The 21,731-nt window shown below is 62.7% G+C and carries 20 protein-coding genes; 8 read left to right on the plus strand and 12 right to left on the minus strand.

The genetic code is table 11. The features are described 5' to 3' along the window. Positions 1–94: 94 nt before the first annotated feature. The 5 genes from M9955_24670 to M9955_24690 all read left to right on the plus strand — a co-directional run bounded on the left by M9955_24670 (position 95) and on the right by M9955_24690 (position 5,822). Positions 95–1,534: a UbiA family prenyltransferase gene (locus tag M9955_24670; protein MCO5084841.1), complete on the plus strand. Its 1,440-nt coding sequence runs from the start codon at positions 95–97 to the stop codon at positions 1,532–1,534. 50 nt (positions 1,535–1,584) lie between these two features. Beyond that, the gene (locus M9955_24675; protein MCO5084842.1) at positions 1,585–2,883 is read left to right on the plus strand and encodes an FAD-binding oxidoreductase; all 1,299 of its coding nucleotides are present in this window, start codon (positions 1,585–1,587) and stop codon (positions 2,881–2,883) included. A 24-nt stretch (positions 2,884–2,907) separates the two neighbouring features. Continuing rightward, the gene (locus tag M9955_24680) at positions 2,908–3,336 is read left to right on the plus strand and encodes an EamA family transporter (GenBank protein MCO5084843.1); all 429 of its coding nucleotides are present in this window, start codon (positions 2,908–2,910) and stop codon (positions 3,334–3,336) included. After that, the gene (locus M9955_24685) at positions 3,333–4,340 is read left to right on the plus strand and encodes an NAD(P)-dependent oxidoreductase (protein MCO5084844.1); all 1,008 of its coding nucleotides are present in this window, start codon (positions 3,333–3,335) and stop codon (positions 4,338–4,340) included. The genes M9955_24680 and M9955_24685 overlap by 4 nt, the downstream gene beginning before the upstream one ends. Before the next feature lie 102 nt (positions 4,341–4,442). Then, a complete protein-coding gene (locus M9955_24690) occupies positions 4,443–5,822 on the plus strand; it encodes an aspartate aminotransferase family protein (protein ID MCO5084845.1) in 1,380 nt (459 codons plus the stop codon). Between the two features lie 51 nt (positions 5,823–5,873). On the opposite strand, the gene M9955_24695 is transcribed toward M9955_24690, so the two are convergent. Then, positions 5,874–7,622, minus strand: a complete 1,749-nt coding sequence (locus M9955_24695) for a hypothetical protein (GenBank protein MCO5084846.1) — start codon at positions 7,620–7,622, stop codon at positions 5,874–5,876. Positions 7,623–7,836: 214 nt separating this feature from the next. Here M9955_24695 and M9955_24700 point away from each other — a divergent pair, with 214 nt between their 5' ends. Then, on the plus strand, positions 7,837–10,398 hold the full coding sequence (locus M9955_24700) for an FAD-dependent oxidoreductase (protein ID MCO5084847.1): 2,562 nt from the start codon (positions 7,837–7,839) through the stop codon (positions 10,396–10,398). Between the two features lie 109 nt (positions 10,399–10,507). Further along, a complete protein-coding gene (locus M9955_24705; GenBank protein ID MCO5084848.1) occupies positions 10,508–11,356 on the plus strand; it encodes a DUF1194 domain-containing protein in 849 nt (282 codons plus the stop codon). A gap of 25 nt (positions 11,357–11,381) precedes the next feature. On the opposite strand, the gene M9955_24710 is transcribed toward M9955_24705, so the two are convergent. The 3 genes from M9955_24710 to M9955_24720 form a co-directional block, all read right to left on the minus strand. Further along, positions 11,382–12,383, minus strand: coding sequence for a GlxA family transcriptional regulator (locus tag M9955_24710; protein MCO5084849.1), 1,002 nt, complete (start codon positions 12,381–12,383; stop codon positions 11,382–11,384). 225 nt (positions 12,384–12,608) lie between these two features. Further along, the gene (locus tag M9955_24715) at positions 12,609–12,749 is read right to left on the minus strand and encodes a hypothetical protein (protein ID MCO5084850.1); all 141 of its coding nucleotides are present in this window, start codon (positions 12,747–12,749) and stop codon (positions 12,609–12,611) included. Positions 12,750–13,058: 309 nt separating this feature from the next. Continuing rightward, positions 13,059–13,244 (minus strand): hypothetical protein, encoded by a 186-nt coding sequence (locus M9955_24720; protein MCO5084851.1) that lies wholly within the window; start codon positions 13,242–13,244, stop codon positions 13,059–13,061. A 163-nt stretch (positions 13,245–13,407) separates the two neighbouring features. Between M9955_24720 and M9955_24725 the strand changes: the two genes are divergently transcribed. Next, entirely contained in the window at positions 13,408–14,307 is a 900-nt protein-coding gene (locus tag M9955_24725; GenBank protein ID MCO5084852.1) for a LysR substrate-binding domain-containing protein, read from the plus strand. Between the two features lie 34 nt (positions 14,308–14,341). Here the strand turns inward: M9955_24725 and M9955_24730 are convergent, their stop codons facing one another. The 8 genes from M9955_24730 to M9955_24765 all read right to left on the minus strand — a co-directional run bounded on the left by M9955_24730 (position 14,342) and on the right by M9955_24765 (position 21,710). After that, on the minus strand, positions 14,342–15,124 hold the full coding sequence (locus tag M9955_24730) for a hypothetical protein (GenBank protein MCO5084853.1): 783 nt from the start codon (positions 15,122–15,124) through the stop codon (positions 14,342–14,344). Next, positions 15,124–16,035 carry an alpha/beta hydrolase gene (locus M9955_24735; GenBank protein ID MCO5084854.1) on the minus strand — a complete coding sequence of 304 codons (912 nt, stop codon included), beginning with the start codon at positions 16,033–16,035 and terminating at the stop codon, positions 15,124–15,126. Before M9955_24735 ends, M9955_24730 begins: the two co-directional genes overlap by 1 nt. Before the next feature lie 99 nt (positions 16,036–16,134). Further along, a complete protein-coding gene (locus M9955_24740; protein ID MCO5084855.1) occupies positions 16,135–16,296 on the minus strand; it encodes a hypothetical protein in 162 nt (53 codons plus the stop codon). Positions 16,297–16,503: 207 nt separating this feature from the next. Further along, positions 16,504–18,612, minus strand: coding sequence for an ASKHA domain-containing protein (locus M9955_24745; protein MCO5084856.1), 2,109 nt, complete (start codon positions 18,610–18,612; stop codon positions 16,504–16,506). An 11-nt stretch (positions 18,613–18,623) separates the two neighbouring features. Beyond that, complete coding sequence (locus M9955_24750; protein MCO5084857.1) at positions 18,624–19,595, minus strand: methyltetrahydrofolate cobalamin methyltransferase; 972 nt, start codon at positions 19,593–19,595, stop codon at positions 18,624–18,626. 51 nt (positions 19,596–19,646) lie between these two features. Further along, complete coding sequence (locus M9955_24755) at positions 19,647–20,765, minus strand: methylenetetrahydrofolate reductase (protein ID MCO5084858.1); 1,119 nt, start codon at positions 20,763–20,765, stop codon at positions 19,647–19,649. Then, positions 20,762–21,415, minus strand: coding sequence for a methylenetetrahydrofolate reductase C-terminal domain-containing protein (locus tag M9955_24760; GenBank protein MCO5084859.1), 654 nt, complete (start codon positions 21,413–21,415; stop codon positions 20,762–20,764). The genes M9955_24755 and M9955_24760 overlap by 4 nt, the downstream gene beginning before the upstream one ends. Further along, positions 21,408–21,710 (minus strand): virulence factor, encoded by a 303-nt coding sequence (locus tag M9955_24765; GenBank protein MCO5084860.1) that lies wholly within the window; start codon positions 21,708–21,710, stop codon positions 21,408–21,410. Before M9955_24765 ends, M9955_24760 begins: the two co-directional genes overlap by 8 nt. Positions 21,711–21,731: the final 21 nt, after the last annotated feature.

Here is a 21,731-nt window from a genome sequence, read left to right on the forward strand (position 1 = left end):
TCCCGGTTAAGCCTTATCTGACTCCGGCCCGCTATACCGCGTTCAAAGACGCCCGGTCAGGGCGCGGGACGGCAAGAACAGGGTGGCAGGCCGGATGGACGCGAGGTCGGACAACACGACGATTCCGTTTGCCGTCGATCTCGACGGTACGCTGATTGCGACCGACCTTTTGTGGGAAGGTCTGTTCCTGCTTTTGAGAAAGCACCCGCTCTGCCTTTTCATGCTCCCGTTCTGGGTGCTGTACGGGCCGGCGCGTCTCAAGCAGGAAATCGCCGCGCGCGTGAGCATCGATCCGACACTGCTGCCCTATCGTGCGGAAGTGGTCGAACGCATCAGGGCCGAGCGCGCAGCCGGGCGCCAGACGATCCTCGCCACCGGCACGCCGCGCAAATTCGCGGAGGCGATCGCCGCCCATCTCGGCATCTTCGACAGGGTGATGGCGACCGACGGGCTTCACAACCTCACATCCGAGCGCAAGCGCGCCGCGCTGTGCGAAGCGTTCGGCGACGGCGGTTTCGACTACGTCGGCAACAGCCGGCATGACCTCAAGGTGTTCGATGCCGCCCGCACGGCCGTCGTCGTTGCCCCGGACCGGCCGGCGGCCCGGTGGCGGGCCCGGCATAAGGCCGAATTGCTGGAGACGCCTCGTCCTACCCTCAAGACGCTGCTGAAAATGCTGCGCGTGCACCAGTGGCTCAAGAACGTGCTGATCGCGGTGCCGGTGGTGCTCTCGCACGAATACGCCAATCTTCAGATGATCGGCGCGTGCATCCTCGCCTTCATCTCCTTCAGCGCCTCTGCTTCGGCCGTCTACATCGTCAACGACTTCTTCGATCTGGGTCTCGACCGCCGCCATGCGACGAAGCGCAACAGGCCATTCGCCAGCGGGCTCCTGTCCATGAAATTCGGGATGGTCTGCGTGGTGCTGCTGCTTGCCGTGAGCTTCGCCACGGCGCTGTTCCTGCCGCCGCTCTTCATGGCCGCGCTGGCGACCTATCTCGTGGCGACCACGGGCTATTCGCTGTCGATCAAGCGTATGCTGCTGCTCGACGTGCTGATGCTTGCCGGACTCTATACGATGCGAATCCTGGCCGGCACAGCCGCGACCGGAACGGACATATCGTTCTGGCTGCTGGCGTTCTCCACCTTCTTCTTCCTGTCGCTTGCGCTGGTGAAGCGCTACGTCGAACTGCGCACGACGACGCTCGATCCCAAGCAGCGCATCGCCGGGCGTGGCTATCGGCCGGAAGACGAGGATATCGTCGCGCAGGCCGGCATGGCTTCCGCCTTCTCCTCGGCGCTGGTTCTGGCGCTTTACATCGACAGCGACGCGGTGCGTGAGCAGTATGCGCATCCCTACATGATCTGGCCGCTCGCGGTGATCGTGCTCTACCTCACCATGCGGATATGGATACTGGCGCGACGCGACGAGATGCATCACGACCCCGTCGTCTTCATCACGCGCGACTGGCGCAGCCAGCTGGTGACGGTCTTCGGCGCGCTGCTGCTCGTCGCGGCGGTGGTGGCGCCATGACAGTCCGCCATGAGAGCTTTGGGCGTGTCGCCGCTCCCGTCCATCGATCGATGTCGGCGGACGCGGCGATCACGGCGCTTTCCCGGAGAACGCCGGAGCGGGATTCGCTGCTCGCCTACGGCAACGGACGGAGCTACGGCGATTCGTGCCTGAATCCGCGGGGCGCGATGATCGACATGCGCGGCCGCAGCCGCATCCTGTCTTTCGACCCGAGCGACGGTGCGATCGAGGTCGAGGCCGGCGTCCTGCTTTCGGACATTATCGCCCATGCCGCGCCGCACGGATATTTTCCCGCGGTCGTCCCCGGCACGCAATTCGTCACCGTCGGCGGCGCGATCGCCAATGACCTGCATGGCAAGAACCATCATCGCCGGGGAACCTTCGGCGGTCACGTCGACAGTTTCATCCTGATGCGATCCGATGGCGAGCAGATCGTCTGCTCGCGCACCCGGAACGCCGAACTCTTCGCGGCGACGATCGGCGGCATGGGCCTCACCGGCCTGATCCTGTCGGCGCGGCTTTACCTGATGAAGGTTCCGTCGCTCGACGTGGCCGAGCGGGTCGTGCCGTTCCCGAGCATCGAAGCCTATCTCGACCTTGCGGAAGCCGCCGACGCGGACAACGAATATGCGGTTGCGTGGATCGATCAACTGGCAACCGGAGTGCATGCGGGTCGTGGCCTGCTGCTGACAGGCAATCACGCCGAGACTGCCGCCTCACCGCAGGCCATAAGGAAAGCGCGGCTCGGCGTGCCGTTCGCGCCGCCGATGACGGTGCTGAACCAGCCGTTCCTGAAGCTTTTCAACGCAGCCTATCGTTGGGCAAAGAGCCGCAAGCAGGGCGTTCACGTCTCCGGCTATCAGTCCTTCTTCTTTCCGCTGGACGGTGTCAACGACTGGAACCTGCTATATGGGCCGCGTGGACTGCACCAGCACCAGAGCGTCATTCCGTTTGACGCGGCGCGCGAGGCCGTGCCGGCACTGCTGGCGGCGTCGCACAAGGCGGGGCAGGGGTCGTTCCTGACCGTCCTGAAGCGGTTTGGCGACATTGGATCGCCCGGCCTGCTATCGTTCCCGCGGCCGGGCTATACGCTTACGCTCGACTTCCCGCACCGTGGCGAACGCACGCTTGCGCTGCTCGCCGAGCTGGACCGCATCACGGTAGACGCCGGCGGCGCCGTCAATCCCTACAAGGACGCGCGTATGAGCGCGGAGACGTTCGCGGCCTCGTTTCCCGATTTCCGCAAGCTGGCAGCCAGACGCGATCCCGCTTTCAGCTCGGGTTTCTGGCAGCGCACGGGAGAGCGGCTGCTCAATCAGGAAATTCATCTCGCGCAGGCCGCGGAATAGGCAATCGGTACGGATGACGATCGCATGAAATACATTGTCTTCATTCTCTTCACGGTGATGACCAACGCTGCGGCGCAACTCATGCTCAAGCAGGGCATGATGGCGCTCGGGCCGATCTCCTTCGACGGCGTCAACCCGATCGTGAAGCTGCTGCAGATCGTGTTCAGCCCGTGGGTGTTCCTCGGCCTCTGCACCTTCGTGATTTCCATGGCCTCGCATCTCTATGTGCTGTCGAAGGTCGAATTGTCCTTTGCCTATCCGTTTCTCAGCCTCGCCTACGTCGCCGTGGCGATCTTCGCGTATTTCGTGTTCCGCGAGGACCTCAACGCATGGCGCATCGCCGGCATCGGCTTCATCTGCATCGGCACCATCCTGATCGCTCAGGGTGGCGCGGGCCATGCCGAGGCATCCCCTTCCCAGGAACCAGTCCAGACGAGTGAGCTAGCCCGATGAGACACATTATCTTTGGAGGCGACGGCTTCGTCGGCCGCCACCTAGCGCCGAAGCTGGTCGCCGATGGCCATGAAGTCGTGGTGGCCGATATCGCCAAATCCGACCTGCCGCACTACCGCCATGTGCGCCACATCAAGACGGACGTGACCGATCCCGATTCCGTCGCGGCCATCGGCATCAGGGCGGACGACATGGTCTACAATCTGTCGGCCAAGATGCTGTCGCCCATCCAGGTGCGAGCCAAGCGCCATGAGTTCTTTTATCCCGTGAACTACAACGGCACGGTGCACATCATCGACGCCATGGCGAAGGCCGGAGCGCCGAACCTCGTGCATTTCACGACGGATATGATCTACGGCCACACGGTGACTTATCCGATGACCGAGGATCATCCGGTGGCGCCGCTCGGCGAGTACGGCATGTCGAAGTGGGAAACCGAGCTGCTGGCCGCCGAATGGCGCAAGCGAGGCATGAACATCTCGCTCTTTCGCCCACGCCTCATCATCGGACCCGGCCGTCTCGGCATCCTCGAAAAGCTGTTCAAGCTAATCGACTGGAACCTTCCGGTGCCGATGATCGGTTCCGGCAAGAACCCCTATCAGTTCATCTCCGTGTTCGACTGCGCCGAGGCCGCCCGGCTTGCCTGGAAAGCAGGGGTGCCGAACGAGGCCTACAATCTCGGCTCTCTCAACCCGCCGCCGGTGCGCAAGCTGCTGGGCGACCTGATCCGCCATGCCGGTTCGAAGTCGATCCTGATCCCGACGCCGGGCTGGGCGGTGAAGCGCACCCTCGACCTGCTCGACTGGCTGAATATGCCGATCATGGACCCCGAACAGTATCTCATCGCCGACGAGGAATGCGTGCTCGACGTCTCGAAGGGCAAGCGCGACCTCGGCTGGGTGCCGCAATATCGCGACGAGGACATGCTGAGCGCCGCCTACACCGAATATCGCGCGAAAAAGGAAGGCCGCCCGGTCTCCGCCTCGCATGTGCCCGCCGAATAGGAGTTTTCGATGAACGTGATGACAAAGCCCGACGCTGAAACCACACGGCAGTTCGTCGACGCTCCGAGCGTCGGCCACAATTTCGTGCCGAAACCGAAGCTGATGAGCGTGGAGGAGGCCAAGGCGCTCGACGTGGCGCGGATGACCGACCTGTTCAAGGCGCATCTCAATCCCGGCCAGTTGCATTTCATGAAGCTGCTCGGCTTCCACAAGATCAAGATCGAGCGCGCCGAGGGCATGTATTACTACGATCAGGACGGCCGGAAGATCCTCGACTTCTTCGGCGGCTTCGGTTCGCTGGCGCTCGGCCACAACCATCCGCGTATCCTGAACGTCCGCAAGAAGTTCCAGGAGGAGAACCGGCACGAGATCGCCATCGCCTTCATGTCGCAATACGCCTCGGCGCTGGCCTACAATCTGGCACAGATCTCGCCCGGCGATCTCGACATGGTGTTCCTCGGCTCTTCGGGTTCCGAGGCGATGGAAGCGGCGGTCAAGCTCGCGGAACGCGCGGCCGGCCCGGCCCGGCCGAAAATCGTCTATGCGGAAAACTCGTTCCACGGGAAGACGAAGGGCGTGCTGTCCATCACCGACGGACAGCTATACCGCAGCGAGTTCAAGCTCACCGACAACACGATAAAAGTGCCGTTCGGCGATATCGACGCCATCGAGCGCGCTTTCATCGCCCATCCGGACATCGGCGCCATCGTGCTGGAGACGATTCAGGGGGGCGGCGGCATCAACCAGGCGCCGGCGCCGTTCTGGCACAGATTGCGCCGCCTGTGCGACGTGCACGGTGTGCTCTGGGTCGCCGACGAGGTGCAGTGCGGCGTCGGGCGTTCGGGACGTTTCTACGCCTTTGAACACTATGGCGTGGTGCCGGACATTACCGCAGTCGCCAAGTCGCTCGGCGGCGGCAAGTCGGCCATGGCGGCGATGATCGCCCGGCGCGATGTGTACATGAAGGCCTATGGCACGCCGAAGACGGCGATGATCCATGCCGCTGCAACCTTCGGCGGCATCGGCGAGGCGTCGATCACGGCCATCGAGACGCTCAACGTGCTCTATGACGAGGGGCTGATCGAGAACGCGGCGGTGACCGGCGATTATCTGCTGGAGAGGCTGGAAGTCCTGAAGGCCAAGTATCCGAAGATCATCAAGGAAGTTCGCGGCAAGGGCTTCATGATCGGCCTCGAACTGCACGACTTCAGCCAGACGCTGCCGATGGTGCTGCGTCCGGTCGTCGCCATGCTCGACGACAAGCTGAAGGGCTCGCTCTCGGGCTTCCTCGGTGCGCTGCTTCTGCGCGACTACGGCGTGCTCGTCGCCTTCACCGAGTACAATCGCAACGTCATCCGGCTCCTGCCGCCCCTGATCTGCCAGCGCGAGCATGTCGACCAGTTCATCGAAGCGCTCGACGACCTCATGTCGCGCGGTATCGTCGCGATCGTGAAGGATTTCGTGAAGAGCCAGGTCAAGTAAGGCCAGCCATAGCCGAAACGAAGCCGGGCCTCGCGCCCGGCTTTTTCATGTCTATTCGATCCCGGTGAATTTCGGATTCACGAAAGCATCGTAGCAGGCGTCGAGCCTTATGCGCCTGTGCTTTACGAGCGCGGGTTCATAGAGCTTGTAAAGGGCTGCGTTGGCGGTGGTCGGCGGGCACGTCGGATAGAGGACCAGATCGGTCTCCGCCACGGCCGTCTCTTCGGCCGATCCGGGCGCGGGGACGGCGCGGAACGGGTCGGCCCCGATGGCGATATGCCTGGGCGCCCGTCTGTCCATCAGCCACGGGAACGGATTGACGAAATTCAGCGACGCGATGGTTTCGAAGCGGACACCCCTTGCTGCCTCCAGCGCGTGTATGGAATCGATCGCTCGGGCGACCGCGCCCAGATAGATGATCTGGAAGTCGAAGTCCGAATAGAGGACCGGCGTCGGCAGTTCGCCGACCGCGATCATGTCATCGTAAAGCGCGCGATGCTCCGGATAGAAACCGAGCATGTGTTCGACACGGTCGGCCACTTCCTCACGCATGTTGACGTGGCCGAGTGTCTTCAGGTTGCTGGCTTCAAGATGTGTATTCTTGATGCCGCCCACATAAGCCCGCGCGGCGCGCTCGGCTATCGCGACAGCAGGGGGCAGGGAAATCGCGGCGGACAGTCCCGCGACCGCGATCATCAGGGCGGGCCGCGAGATCATTCCGCCAATACCGAGAATGACGGCGAGCACGACCGGCCAGAGGAAGATGAGAGCCTGGCTGCCGGTGTTCTGCGTCTCGAACAGGATGCCGGCGAAAAGCACGACGAGAAGCCAGAACGCCTTGCTGTCGAAGAAGGCGGCTGCCTCGACAAGACTGGCGCCGGCGAAGGCTCCTTTTGCCCTGCCGATCAGCTTCGCGCGATTGCTCCAGATGAGCAGCAGCGCGAGCATCCCGGTCGGCGCCAGCATGCCGAAATTCAGCGATGCCGACTGCAGGAAGCGCGGCGCCAGCGTACCGCTGTTCATCTCCACCAGCAGCAGGATGTCACGCACATAAGCACTGACAATGCCGGTCGCGATTTCGAGGATGCCAAGGATGGCGAAGAACGCGACCGCTGATGCCACTGCGTGGCGCAACGGGACGCGGCCAGCCATGAAGGCGTATGCCGCAATGATGCCGCCTGCCACGAAACCTGTGATCTTGAGGAAGAACATCGCCATGATGGCGAGCGTGATGACGACTGCGAGCAACCGGCGTTCCTGCATGAACAGGATCGCGGCCACCAGCACGTAGAGCATCTGGCAGACCTGCCGGTTGTAGATGCCGAAGGCGTCCGAGCCCGGAAATGGATAAAACTCGCGCGTGTTGAAAGGCAGCAGCGCGAAGATCAGGAAAGGAACGAGCAGCGCGAGCGCAACGATGCGCGAGCGGCGCTGCACGTCCCAGACCACAAGCGCCATAAGCGGTGCGGTGACGGCGAGCAGCGACCAATGGGCCATCAGGGCCGGCTGGCCGTTGGGGAACACGGCGAGCCATCCCGCGAAGAGATAATAGCCGAGCGGCCCGACAGGCGTGAAGAAGTCTAGGATCGGCGCCTGCCCGCTGAATATGCGGTTGGCGGCGTCGTAATAAATATAAACGTCCCAATACATCGGGCCGATCGGCACGGAGACCGGCAGAGAAAGCAGCAGGCAGACGGCGATGACGGCGATCGCCAGAATGGCCAGCGGAGACGCGAGATAAGGGCCTGCCGCCGAAACGGTCTCCCGACGCTTGCGATTTTCGTTCAGCGCGACGCTCATCGCGGGCCTTTCCGGATGCAACATGACGGCTCACAGTCCTACCAGCGGTCCTGTGCGAAAGCGTTAACGCTCGTCACGAACCTTCGGTTAAGGTTTATGGTGGCGGGCGTTGGCGCCCGAGGTCGCGGGCCGTTTTTGCCATGTCGCAAACAAGCTGCACTCGCGCCGCATCGCCTTATAGTGTGCGCGCAAAGGCATCGCGGAGTGACGGGCAATGGCAGGGTTTCCGGAAAAGGCGAAGGTCGTCATTATCGGCCTCGGCGGCATCGTCGGCGCGGCGGTCGCGCATCACCTGATCGAGCGCGGCTGGGACGACATTGTCGGCATCGACAAGTCCGGCATTCCGACCGATATCGGCTCGACGGCGCACGCCTCCGATTTCTGCTACATGACCAGCCACGACTTCCTGTCGTGCTGGACCTCGCTCTACTCCATCGATTTCTACGGCAAGCTCGGTCACTACGAGCGCATCGGCGGCCTCGAAGTGGCGCGGGTCGGCGACGATGCCCGCATGGACGAGATCAGGCGCAAGGTGTCCTCGGCCAAGGCCTTCGGCACGCGCGCCCGGCTGATCGAGCCGGCCGAGATCAAGGAGAAATTCCCGCTCATCGAGGAAAGCGTGGTGCAGGGCGGCCTGTGGGACCCGGATGCGGGCCTCGTCATCCCGCGCTCGCAGACGGTTGCCGGCAAGCTGGTGGATCAGGCCGAAAAGGCGGGAAAACTGCGCGCCTTCGCCAACACGCCGGCGAAATCGCTGGTCATCGAGAACGGCCGCGTCATGGGCGTCGTGACGGATCGCGGCACGATTTTCGCCGACTATGTCGTGGTCTGCGCCGGCCTGTGGGGTCGCCTGATCGCCGAGATGGCCGGCGAAGATCTCCCCGTCATGCCGATCGATCACCCGCTGACCTTCTTCGGCCCCTACACGGAGTTCGCCGGTACGGGCAAGGAGATCGGCTGGCCGTTGCTGCGCGATCAGGGCAACTCGGCCTATATGCGCGATACGGGCGATCCGACGACGTCGGAAGGCGGTATGATCGAGTGGGGTTATTACGAGGAGCACAATCCTCGGCTCGTCCATCCCCGTGAGCTTCTGGAGAAGGAGCAGGCCCGCCTCTCGCCGTCGCAGCGCGATCTCGACATGGAGCAGATCCTGGAGCCGCTGGAACGCGCCATCGAACTCACGCCGATCCTCGGCGAGCTCGGTTATGAGGAGCGCCGCTCCTTCAACGGTCTCTTGCAGGTGACGGCCGATGGCGGACCGTCCATCGGCGAGAGCCAGAAGGTGAGGGGGCTCTGGTACGCCGTCGCCATCTGGGTAAAGGATGCGCCGGGCATGGCGAAGCTGGTCGCCGACTGGATGACGGACGGACGTACTGCCGTCGATCACGCGAAGATCGACTATTCGCGTTTCTATCCGCATCAGTTGAAGGAAGACTTCATTGCCGGTCGCTGCGGCGAGGCGGCGCAGAAGGTCTATAACCCGGCCGTCCACCCCCGCGAGCCCTACGCGACCGGCCGCAACATACGCCGCTCGCCCTTCTACGAGCGCGAGAAGGAACTTGGCGGCTATTTCATGGAACTCGGCGGCTGGGAGCGCGCGCATGGCTATGCCGCCAACGAGCCCCTGCTGGAGAAATACGGCAACCGCGTTCCGGTGCGCGAGAACGAGTGGGACAACCGTCACTTCTGGCGCGTCTCGAACGCCGAACATCTCGCCATGAGCGAGGATTGCGGCATCGTGAACCTGTCGCACTTTTATATGTTCGACGTGGAGGGGCCTGATCATGTCGAACTGATGGAATGGCTGTGTGCGGCGAAGATCGGCGGCGACGCCAATATCGGCAAGGGCATCTACACGCATTTCCTCGATGACGAGGGCATGGTGCGGGCCGACCTCACCGTCATCCGCATGGCTGACCGCTGTCGGGTCATCGACGGCGCCGATGCCGGTCCGCGCGACTTCCACTACGTGAAGCGCATCGCGGAGGACAAAGGGTTCAACGTGACGGTCACCGACGTGACGGAAAAGTTCGTGACCATCGGCATATGGGGACCGAACGCGCGCGCGACATTGCAGAGGGTGGTGGAGGACCCGGCGAGCCTCGCGCCGGAGGCTTTCCCCTTCGCTGCCATCAAGCCTGTTCGTATCGCCGGCAAGGACGTGACCGCCTTCCGCATCTCCTATGTTGGCGAGCAGGGCTGGGAACTGCATATGCGCTACGAGGACGGGCTCGCCGTCTGGGATGCGCTGCGTTCCACCGGCGTCATGGCCTTCGGTGTCGAGACCTATGCGAATTCGCGGCGCATGGAGAAGAGCCTGCGCCTTCAGAACGCAGATCTGCTCACCGAATACAATCTGATCGAGGCGGACCTTGCGCGGCCGAAGGTCAAGGAAGCGGATTTTCGGGGAAAGGCGAAGCATCTGGAATACAAGGCCCGCCCGCATCAGCCGGCGATGCTCTGCACGCTGGTGATGACCGACAATCGCGATTCCAGGGGTATCGCGCGCTATCCGGTCGGCAACATGCCGGTGATGGACCTGGATACGGGCGAAACGCTGATGGACGAACTCGGGCGCCGTTCCTTTACGACCTCCGTCGCCTACGGTCCGACCATCGGCAGGAACATTGCGCTCGCCTATCTGCCGTGGGCGTACTGCCAGGAAGGGCGAAAGCTGGCGGTCGAATATTTCGGCGAGGCCTATCCGGTCGAGGTCGTGGGTATCGGCTACAAGCCGCTCTACGATCCGGAGAATCTCAAGCCGCGAAGCTGACCTCGATACCCGAATTGCAGGACGTGCTCTCGAAATCGTGAGCACCGTCCCGGCGACGCATTTCGACTGAGTTCTTTGTCGCAGGGCGAATCTCGCTTACCTTGAGGGAATGTCTCTTCCGGCGCATGCATGGTGGGGAATACTGGGCAGCGTAGCTACCGCGCTGGGTTTCTTTCCTGTCCCTCAAGCGTATGCGGCCGAACCTGTCGACGTCGAGCTTGTTCTGGCGGTCGACGTTTCGCTTTCCATGTCTCCGATGGAACTGGAAATCCAGCGCAAGGGCTATGCGGCCGCGCTGACGGACAAGCAGGTTCTCGACGCGATCGCAAGTGGCGGCTACGGCAAGGTCGCAATCACCTATTTCGAATGGGCCGGCTCGACATCGCAGCATGTGATCGTGCCGTGGACCGTCATCGCATCGCCGCAAGATGCCGAGCGGGTTGCCGAACAACTCACCGCAGCCCCGTCAAACAGCGCGCGCCGCACCTCGATATCCAGCGCCATCGATTTCGGGGTCGATCTCTTCGCGGAGACGAATTTCCGGGGCATGAAGCGTGTGATCGACGTTTCAGGCGACGGGCCGAACAATCAGGGGCCTGCCGTGAACAATTCGCGCGATGCGGCGGTGGCTCAAGGCATCATCATCAACGGGTTACCGCTGATGACCAATGGCGGCTTTACCAGCGCCTATGACGTTACCGATCTCGATCTCTACTACACCGACTGTGTGATCGGAGGCCCCGGCTCCTTCATGATCCCGGTGAACGACTGGGAGCAGTTCCCCGAGGCGGTGAGGCGCAAGCTTGTTCTGGAACTTGCGGGCGCCGATCATCTGAGGCGCATCGCCGCCGATGCCGGGCCATTGCCCGTCATCCATGCACAGGCCCGGCCGCAATATGACTGTCTGGTCGGGGAAAAGATGTGGCGGGATCGTAGCTGGATGTGGGACGCCCGGTAACCCTGGCAGATCAGAGACTTTCCGGTCAGGCTGCAAGAAGCTGCTTGCGGTCCAGGCGCTCCTGCTGCGGCGAGCGCGCGTAAAGCTCGCGGTAGCATTTCGAGAAATGCGAGGCCGATACGAAGCCGCAGGCGACCGCGACGTCAACGACCGGCATCGCCGACTGGATCAGGAGATGTCTCGCCCGGTCGAGCCGGATCTCCAGATAGTACCGGGCAGGCGAGCGCCCCATCTCCTGCCGGAACAGCCTTTCGATCTGCCGCCGCGACAGGCCGACATGATCGGCGATTTCGATCAGCGAAAGCGGCTCGGAGAGGTTCGCTTCCATCAGTTCAATGATCGACAGGACCTTGGCGTTCTGAACGCCGAGCCGCGCGCGCAGCGGCAGGCGCTGCCTGTCGGTCGGGCTGCGCACGCGGTCGGTGAGGACCTGCTCGCAAACCCGGTTGACGAGACCTTCGTCGAAATCGTCCCCTATGAGCTTCAGCATCATGTCGAGCGCGGCAGTTCCACCGGCGCAGGTATACACATTCTGGTCGACCTCATAGAGGTCTGCGAAGACGTTCGCCTTCGGAAAGGCCTCCGAGAAACCGGGCAGGTTCTCCCAGTGGATGGCGCAGCGCTTGTTCGACAGGAGCCCGGCCGAAGCCAGCACATGGGCTCCCGTACACAGGCCGCCGACGCCGACGCCGCGATTATACTCTTCACGCAGCCAGGCGAAAACCGAGCGGTTGTTGTAGCTTTCCACGTTGACGCCGCTGCATACGAACACGATGGAGGGGCGATCCGGTCCTGCCAGCTTTCGCCGTTCTTCCTCCAGCGAGCCGTTGACCGCGCATTCCACGCCGTTCGACGCCTTGACCGGCCGGCCGTCATAGCTCGCCAACCGCCACTTGTAGGCGTCGTAACCCAGCATACGATTGGCGATGCGCAGCGGCTCCAGTGCCGTCGCGAAAGCGACCATCGTGAAATCCGGCACGAGAAAAAAGACAAGGGATCGCTTGATCGGATTTCTGGGCGCCGTCACTTTTGCCTCACGCCTGTCATGTCGCGAACAGAATGTCGCTAACAGCAAAGTTGACAACAGGTAACGTCAATCTTGTCAATGGGTCCGGGGCCCCGTGAGCATTAAATTTGCGACATGTCACTTTGAGCGCGCGTTCCGGATGTCGCAGACAGGCACAAACAAACGCCGCCCTTGCTTTCGCAAAGGCGGCGATTCAAAAGGCGAAAAACTGAAAGGCTGTGCGGCTCAGTGGACGAGCACGCCCAGACGGTTCGCGGCAACAGCCGCGGTCTGCCCCGGCATGGTGTTGCTCAAACGCTGGCGCTCCAGCGTCGTGGCAATATTGGACTGGTTACGCTTGCCGAAAAGGCGGGAAAAGATCGTCATGACACGTCTCCATGCATCAGAGTTACACGGGGTGCCTTCGCTAGACTGTTAGGAGTGGGGCATCTCGTTCGATGGCGTTGATGTAGTGATGAACGCGGCGAAATTCAGCGCCAAAAGCGAAGCTCTCCAACGAAAAAGCGACATCCAGATTGCGACGGGCAGGAAAAAGGGCGCCGAAATTTCAATCATTTACCGCGGGTTAATGATGGATATCTCGCAGCTATGCGGCCAGGTGATGGGTGTCATGCCCTGCACGCAATACGGCTCAACCGAGCCTGCCGGCGACAGCCGGCAGGCTGTGGCTCGCGATCAGCAATTGCCCGTGCGGGTTTGCGACAGGAACCTGCGGTCGGGGCGTGTGTCCATCGGATCAGGCCAGCCGATGTCCTTCTGCAACTCGACGGGGAGGCGCTGAATCGCACGTTCCGTCAAATAACGAGCGCGGGCTTCGCTGTAGCTATGTGCAATGCGCTCGATTGTCGTCAGTATCGACATTTCATGTTCCTTCCATGCTTCGAGCGAGGCGGTGAAGCTTGCCTCCGGTTGGCAGGAGGAGGCGGCATTCATCCTTGACGGTGTTGACTATGGTGCTTGAAAGCTTTTCAATCAAACGAAATGAAATGATCAGTTGGATCAAGTTTTCTGAAGAGAGGTCCACTTGAACGCCCCGCTCAATCATCCGTTGCCGCTGCTCGATCTCGACGTTCTGCGCACCTTTACCGCTATCGCGGAGACGGGCAGTTTCACCACCGCCGCCAATGCCGTCTTCCGGACGCCCTCTGCCGTCTCGATGCAGATCAAGAAGCTTGAGGATATTCTGGGCCGCGCGGTTTTTTCGCGCGACGCGCGTTCGGTGACGCTCACCACCGATGGCGAGATCCTGCTCGGCTATGCGCGCCGGCTGCTGGCCATCAACCGGGAGGCCGTGTCAAAATTCATCATCCCCGACATAGTGGGAGTGGTGCGCCTCGGTTCTCCCGACGATTATGGCGAGCGTGTCCTGCCGCAGGTCCTGAAGCGCTTTGCACAATCGCACCCGTCAATCGCGGTGGACGTGACAATCGACCAGAGCAGCAACCTGCGCCGCCGCATGGACGATCGCGCGCTCGATATCACGCTGCTGACCAATTCCTACAAATCGAGCGCGACGGGCGCCGAGACTCTGTTGACCGAGCCGATTGTCTGGGCGGGAGCCAAGGGAGGGTGCGCGCATCTGCGCGAGCCCTTGCCGGTCTCTCTCTGGGAGGAAGGCTGCGCCTGGCGAGCAGGCGCTCTCGAGGCGCTGGGTCGGGAGGGGCGCAATTATCGCATCGCCTACATGAGTGCGCATACGGCCGGTCAGCGTGCGGCGATCATGGCCGATCTGGCCGTCGCGCCACTGCCGCGATCGTTCCTCGGCAACGAAATGGTGGAGCTGGGACCCAAGGACGGCATGCCGGATATCGGAAATTATCAACTTGCCATGGTCGTCGCGCCTGAGGCGAGTGCGCCGGTCAAGGCGGTCGCCGACCACATCCGCGCGACCTTCGAGGTCTTCAAGGAAACCGGAAAGTTCTGAGAGCCGGCGGCGACAAGCAGGCCTTTGTCGATTTTCATTTGCAGCACTGGCGGGCGCGGGCTACCCATTCTCCCGGGTCGGTTTGGGATCGCGGCGGCACGCGGGACGAGCGTCGCGAATCTTCGGGGGTGATATGCATACGAGATTCAAGGGAGATTCGACCGACAGTTTCCAGGAGTTGAAGGCGGCTGCGGATTCTTATCCGCGCACGCTCACCGAAGACGAGCAGCTCGGCTTCTGGCAGAAGCCGCTGGACTGGAATCCCGGCCATCCGAACTTCTTCAACAATATGTTCCAGATCCTCAACGGCATCCGGGCGATGGGTCTCGCGCCGGAGGCTACCATCGTGGAGATCGGGTCCGGCACCGGTTGGACGACCGAAATCCTTGCCGGGCTGCGGTACAATGTGATCTGCCTGGAACCTGCCGAAGTCATGCTCGAGACGGCGCGGAAGCGCGTTGCCGACTTTCTCGCGCTTCGTCGCATGTCGCAGCTCGCGGAAAACGTGAGCTATCACTGCAGCACGCTCGAAGAGGCTGATTTCGTCGCCGACCAGTCGGCGGACGCCATGGTTTTCTTCGAGAGTTTCCATCACATCATCGACGAGCACAAGGCGCTGGATCAGGCGTTCCGCATCCTGAAACCCGGCGGCGTGCTTTGCATCCTTGGCGATTCGAACTGGATTCCCGGCCACGCGGAGCAGGAGCGCTTCTGGATGGAGGAGATGGCGCGCTTCGGCACTCTGGAAAGCCCGTTCACCCACGAATATCTCACCGATGTGCTGGGGCAGCACGGCTTTCGCGATGTTCGCCGGCATCACTCCGTGAACGGGCTGATCGCGGTCAGGAACGCGACGATACGGTCGCGAGCGCGGCGCGCCTCGGGTATGCCGATCAACGGCCAGACGTGGAACATGCCCGGCTCGATCATCAGATGGACAGACGCGCCTGCTGCTGAGGCCTGTTCGGCGAAGCGGACCGTATCCGGATGGAGCAGGTCGCGCGTACCGGACAGGATCAGGGTCGGAGGCAGGACGCCGAGATTGCCGAAGATCGGGCTGATGCGCCAGTCGGTGCGGTCGATGCCTGCGCTGTAGTGGCGGACGGCTTCGAGGCCGCCGGCAATGCCGAGCCACGGATCGATCTTTTCCGCTTCATAGACTTCCGGATTCTGCAAGGACATGTCGAGGCCGGGCGAAATCAGCACCTGTCGTCCGGGCAGATCCAGCCCACGTTCCGCCGACATCATGGCCAGGACAACGGCCATGTTGCCGCCGGCCGAATCGCCGACGAACACGATGTCCCTGGCCGGCCAGCGCTGCAGCATCGCATCGTAGACCTTCGTCACCATGCCGAACATGGCGTGAAAGTCATGCTGCGGCGCGATCGGATAGATCGGCACGGTAACAGGCGCTTCCAGCCGTTCCGCGAGTTCCGCGATCAGCGACCAGTGATAGCGCGTGATCTGAAAGACGAACGCCCCGCCATGCAGGTAGAGGATACGCTGCGGCGAGCGTACGCCGCTTCGCGGCGACACCTCGTATACAGGAAAGCCGTCGACCGTATGTTGTGTGATCGAGAGGCGCCCCGCAACGGCGCGGGAAGGCCGATGATCCTCCGTCAGGCGCGCGGCGTCGATCCAGGCGTTCATGCCCGCGGCGCTCGCGAACGCCTTTTTCCGCGTGTGCTTCAGCACGAGAGCGACGATATGGCTTTGTAAACTGGGCATTGCCGATACTCGCCTCAAATCGTGGCGGTCCCTTCAATGGAAATCTGAAGCCGGCTCGAGATAATTCAAGCCGGATGTTGCGCACCCGGTGGGTGCGGATCAGAAATTCCAGTCCGGAAGTTTTGGCGTCGCAGGCTCACGACGGCTGGGCGACCAGCGCCAGCCGATGTCCTTCTGAATTTCCAGCGGCAGCCGATCGAGCATCTGCTCGGTGCGACGGCGTGCGCGGGTGCGGGCTATGCGCGTCAGACTCTCGAACATGATCGTTCCTCATCTTGTCGTAACAGCCGCAGCAATGTCAGGCGGCCTATCGGATCATGCACAGATAAGAACGAATTGTTTCGAACAAATGGCGATAAAACCCCATAGGATGGAATTTTTGTTACGCTGCGGAAACGTTTGTATGCGAATGAATTCCGCTGTTAAAGCGGGCCGCTCGCCTTGGCTCTCGTTTAAGTCTCGCCCAGCTCAGTCGCGATTGCGGCGCGCGGCGCGTTCCTCACGCGAGCGGCGGCGGGGAGCAGCATCGCCCGCACCATCGACCGATTCCATCACCTTGCGCGGGGGCAGGTTCACCTGCTCGGCAAGTTTCGGGAATGGGTCCACCTTGTTCGGCAGCGCCATGGCGTTGACGAAAAGCTGCTGGAAATGCGGCTCCAGCGCCGTCTCGATCTTCTCGATCCGCGATACTTCCTTCTCGATCTCGCGGCGATGATCGCGGTTGAGCAGCGCCATCAAAGCGCCGGTGCCGGCCGCGTTGCCGACCGCCTTCACTTCGGAAAGATCGCAATCCGGTATGAGGCCGAGCACCATCGCGTATTTCGGGTCGATAAAGGAACCGAAAGCGCCGGCGAAACGAATGGTGTCGACGTGTTCGATGCCCTGTTTCTCCATAAGTAGCTTCACGCCGGCATATAGCGCAGCCTTGGCAAGCTGAATGGCGCGCACGTCGTTCTGCGTGACCGTGATGCGCGGCCCGCCATCCTGCCCTTCGCGGAGCAGATAGGAGAAGGTGCGGCCGTTCTGGATGATACGCGGACTCCGGGCCGCGAGGCTGCCGTCGACGACGCCGTCCTCCGAGATGATGCCGGAGAGGTACATTTCCGCGACCACCTCTATGATCGCCGAGCCGCAGATGCCGGTGACGCCGGTTGCCCTGGCTGCCTCCTCGAACCCTTCATCGTCGGACCATTTGTCGACACCGATGACGCGGTATTTCGGCTCCAGCGTTGCCGGGTCTATACGGACACGCTCGATTGCGCCCGGCGCGGCGCGCTGGCCTGACGAGATTTCCGCGCCCTCGAAGGCGGGGCCGGTGGGCGAAGAGGCGGCGACGACGCGATTGCGGTTTCCCAGCACGATCTCGGCATTGGTGCCGACATCGACCAGCAGCATCATCTTGTCCTGCCGGTAGGGTCCTTCGGAAAGCGTTGCGCCGGCCGCGTCCGCGCCGACATGGCCGGCAATGCAGGGCAGCATGTAGAGCCTCGCGCCGCGATTGACCTCGATATCGATCTCGTGCGCCCAGAACTGGATGGCGCCGGAAAGCGCCAGCGCGAAAGGCGCCTGACCAAGCTCGGTCGGATCGATGCCGAGGAACAGGTGGTGCATGATCGGATTGGCAACGAACACGGCGTCGAGAATGTCATGCCGGTCGACGCCGCCTTCCGCGCAGACCTTGCCGATCAGCGTGTTGACCGCTTCGCGGACAGCCCTGGTCATCGCCTCGCGTCCGTCCGGATTCATCATCACGTAGGAAACGCGGCTCATCAGATCCTCGCCGAAGCGGATCTGCGGGTTAGACGTACCGGAAGACGCGACGATGCGGCCGGACAGCAGCGAGACCAGATGCATGGCGATCGTCGTCGAGCCGATGTCGCAGGCGATGCCGTAGGCCTCGTTCTTGAGGCCGGGATAGAGCGCGGTGATGAAGGGCCGCGCCGATTCCATGTCGCGGTGAACGACGGCGGTGACGCCCCATGTTCCCGGCGTCAGTTCAGGTTGGTCGGGCAGCTTCGTACGCAGGATCTTCTGGAGTTCAGGAATGAGGTATGGCGCAACCAGAAGGTCCTTCCAGTCCCATTCCTTCTCCAAAGCGGCTTTCAGCCGGTCGAGATCGCCGAGCGGCTTGTGCATGTCGGGTTCCTCGACCTCGACATAGCAAAGCTGCACCGGCGAATTGCGCTCGATGACGCGGTCGGTCGCCGCCTTGCGCACGACCTGCGCGTTGATGACGGTGTCTTGCGGCACGTCGATGACGAGATCGCCCTGCACTGTGGCCGAGCAGGAGAGGCGGCGGCCTTCGGGCAGGCCGCGCACGCGCTCGTAGCGCTCCTCCTTCGGACCCTTGGGAGATATGTGGTCGAGCGAGGAGACGATCTTGTGCTTGGCGAAATTGCCTTCCTGCACCTCGATCTGGCAGCGGCCGCAGGTCGCGCGCCCGCCGCAGACCGATTCCACGTACACGCCCAGCGACCGGGCGGCGTCCAGCAGCGGCGTACCCACCGGGAAGCGCCCGCGCTTGCCCGAGGGCATGAAGAGGACGAGAGGATCGGTGGGAGGGACGGGAGCGTTCATATCAATACTGGCTATACCTGCGCCGTTCGTCTCGCCTCACGCCCACCGCGACGGCGGCCGCCAGCTGCAGCCGAGTCGCCGGGGGCAACGACGGCGACTGGCGGCGGGGCGGCATGCTCGCCCGGCTTGAAGTCCTTGTAGGTCTTGATCCAGGTCATGCAGTCCTTGTCGGTCCCGGCCAGCACATTGGCGCCGCGCACAGCCTCCATCTCCTGCGGCCGGCAGGGATTCATGATGGCGGAGGTCATGCCGGCGCCGATCACCATCGGGATGAAGGCAGCGTTGATGCCGTGACGGTGCGGCAGGCCGAAGGAGATGTTGGAGAGGCCGCAGGTGGTGTTGACCTTCAGCTCATTGCGGAGGCGATAGAGGAGTTGAAAGACCTGACGGCCGGCGTCGCCCAGCGCGCCGATCGGCATGACGAGCGGATCGACGACGACGTCCTCCGGCTTGATGCCATGGTCCATGGCGCGTTCGACGATCTTCTTCGCGACGGCAAAGCGGACGTCCGGGTCCATCGAGATGCCGGTCTCGTCGTTGGAGATGGCGACCACCGGAACGTCGTACTTCTTCACGAGCGGCAGGATCGCCTCGAGCTTCTCCTCCTCGCCGGTGACGGAATTGACCAGCGGACGTCCCTTGGCGACCTTTAGGCCTGCCTCGATGGCGGCGGTAACGGAAGAGTCGATGGAAAGCGGCAGGTCCACGAGCCCTTGTACGATCTCCAGCGTCTGTACCAGAAGGCCGGGCTCGGTCGCGTTCGGGTCGACAGCGGTGACGCCTGCATTGACGTCCAGCATGGTCGCGCCGGCCGCGGCTTGCTCCAGCGCGTCCTTTATCACGGTCTCGAAATTGCCGGCCTGCATTTCCGCCGCCAGCTTCTTGCGGCCGGTTGGGTTGATGCGCTCGCCGATCACACAAAAGGGCTGATCGAAGCCAATGACGATTTCGCGGGTCGCCGATGCGACGATCGTGCGGGTCATATATCTCTCCTAGTGATATAAAGACTTCTTTATATCGTTATCTGAAGCCGATCAAGCGGCCGGCGCATCCTGATGCGCCGACTTCACCATGTCGACCTGGGTTTCCGTGACATTGTCATGCAGTAGGTGGCCAAGGCGTTCGGCGACCAGCTTGTCGTCCGCGCGAACCTCGCGCTTCCAGGGCTGGCGGCCTTTCAGCACACCTGATTCATCGACGATCTCGGCGACGTATTCCTCCTGACGGTAGGCCATCACATGGACGCCGGAAACGCCGGGGATTTCCTTCACCTCGTTGATGATGTCGATGCAGAGCTGCTTGCCTTCCTTCTTCTGGTCCTGCGCGCCCTCAAGCCGCTTGATGACGGCGTCTGGAATATGGATGCCGGGCACGTTGGAACGAATCCATTTCGCCGTCTTCGCCGAGGCGAGGGGGCCGACGCCGACAAGGATGAACACCTTCTCGGTGTGCCCCAGGTCGCGCGCCTTCTGCATGAAGGTTCTGAACATCGGCACGTCGAAGCAATACTGGCTCTGCACGAACTGCGCGCCGGCGGCGATCTTCTTGCCAAGATGGATGGGGCGAAAATCATAGGGCGGCGCGAACGGGTTGATCGCCGCGCCAAGGAACAGTTTCGGCGGCGTCGTCAGCTTTCGGCCCGACAGGAATTTCCCGTTGTCGCGCATGATGCGGATCGTCTCCAGCAGCGACATGGAATCGAGATCGAAGACGGGCTTCGCGCCGGGCTGGTCGCCGGCCTGCACGCCGTCGCCGGTCAGGCAGAGGATATTAGCGACGCCCATGGCCGCGCCGCCAAGCACGTCGCCCTGGATGGCGATGCGGTTCTTGTCGCGGCAGGCGATCTGCATGACGGGCGCGTAACCCATGCGCGTCAGCAGCGCGCAGATGCCGACCGAGGACATATGGCAGTTGGCGCCGGACGCATCGACGGCGTTGATGGCGTCGACCCAGCCGTCGAACACTTTTGCGCGGTTGTAGACGTCTTCGGGGTCGGCGCTGTCCGGAGGGTTGAGTTCGGTCGTCACCGCAAATTCGCCGCGCCTCAGCACTCGTTCCAGCCTGCCGCGGGAGGTGTGGCCGGGCAGGGGTTCCAGCGGCAGGTGGACGCCGGCCGGATTCTCGTCGATCTGGAAAGGCCGGGGGCCGGTCATGCGTTCGCCCCGTTGCGCGCAGCTTCCTTCTCGGCCGCCGCGAGCGCCGTGACCCTCAGCCATGCGGAGGTTTCGCGCAACGACTGATCGACCGGCTTCTGCACGGCAAGAATCCTGTCGCCATGCACCATGTTGCGCGAGCCCTCCCAGGCCTTGACCCAGACGCAGGGCATATCGGGCTCGACCTCGCAATTGCCATTTGCGCGCACACCGCCGCAGGGGCCGTTGCGCAACTGCTTCGGACAGTTCATCGGGCAGGACATGCCGGTCGAAGACAGGATGCACTGGCCGCACATGCGGCAGTCGAACATGAAGCCCTTGACGCGCTTCTCGACGAACTTCACCGGCGCCTCGACGCGACTGTAGCCGATGCCCTTCCAGATCGGATGCAGCAGCAGAAAGGCGTCGGCGAACTTCGAATAGAACCATTCCAGCGCGCGGCTGTGGCGGATCGACCAGAGCCGTACGGCGAAGGAGCGCTGTATGCGGCGCTGCGGCGACACGTCCGCTGGCTTGTAATCGCTTTTCGGGGCCGTCTTCTTGACGATGGTCGCCTGCGTCACGCCTCCCGCCGCGGAGGGCGGAATGGTTTCAGGAGCGGCGCTCGCGGGCCCTTTTGCCGTTGTCGGGATCGGCTGGGTATCAGACATCTTCCTTGCCGCCGGATTTCGCGAGAGCGACAAGCCGCTCCCGGTCGTATTGTGCATCGATACTGGCCGCCGCCTTTTCCGCTTCGGCCTCGAGGTCGTCGCCTACCGCAACGGGGCTCGCCTTTCGCCACTCGGCGAGATAGGCGTCGGTTTCCGCGGCCCCGGACCGCATCGCGGCCATGTCGATGGCCTCGGTGAAGCGCAGCGGAAGCTCCCGCTTGGCGCTCTGGCGGCCTTTCTTCACGATCACCTGGGCAGGAATGTCGCGCCAGTAGACGACAATCAGATCGGCCATTTGCAGCACTCTTTCTCGATG

It is taken from the genome of Rhizobiaceae bacterium, from assembly GCA_023953845.1.
Lineage (GTDB): Bacteria > Pseudomonadota > Alphaproteobacteria > Rhizobiales > Rhizobiaceae > Arvimicrobium.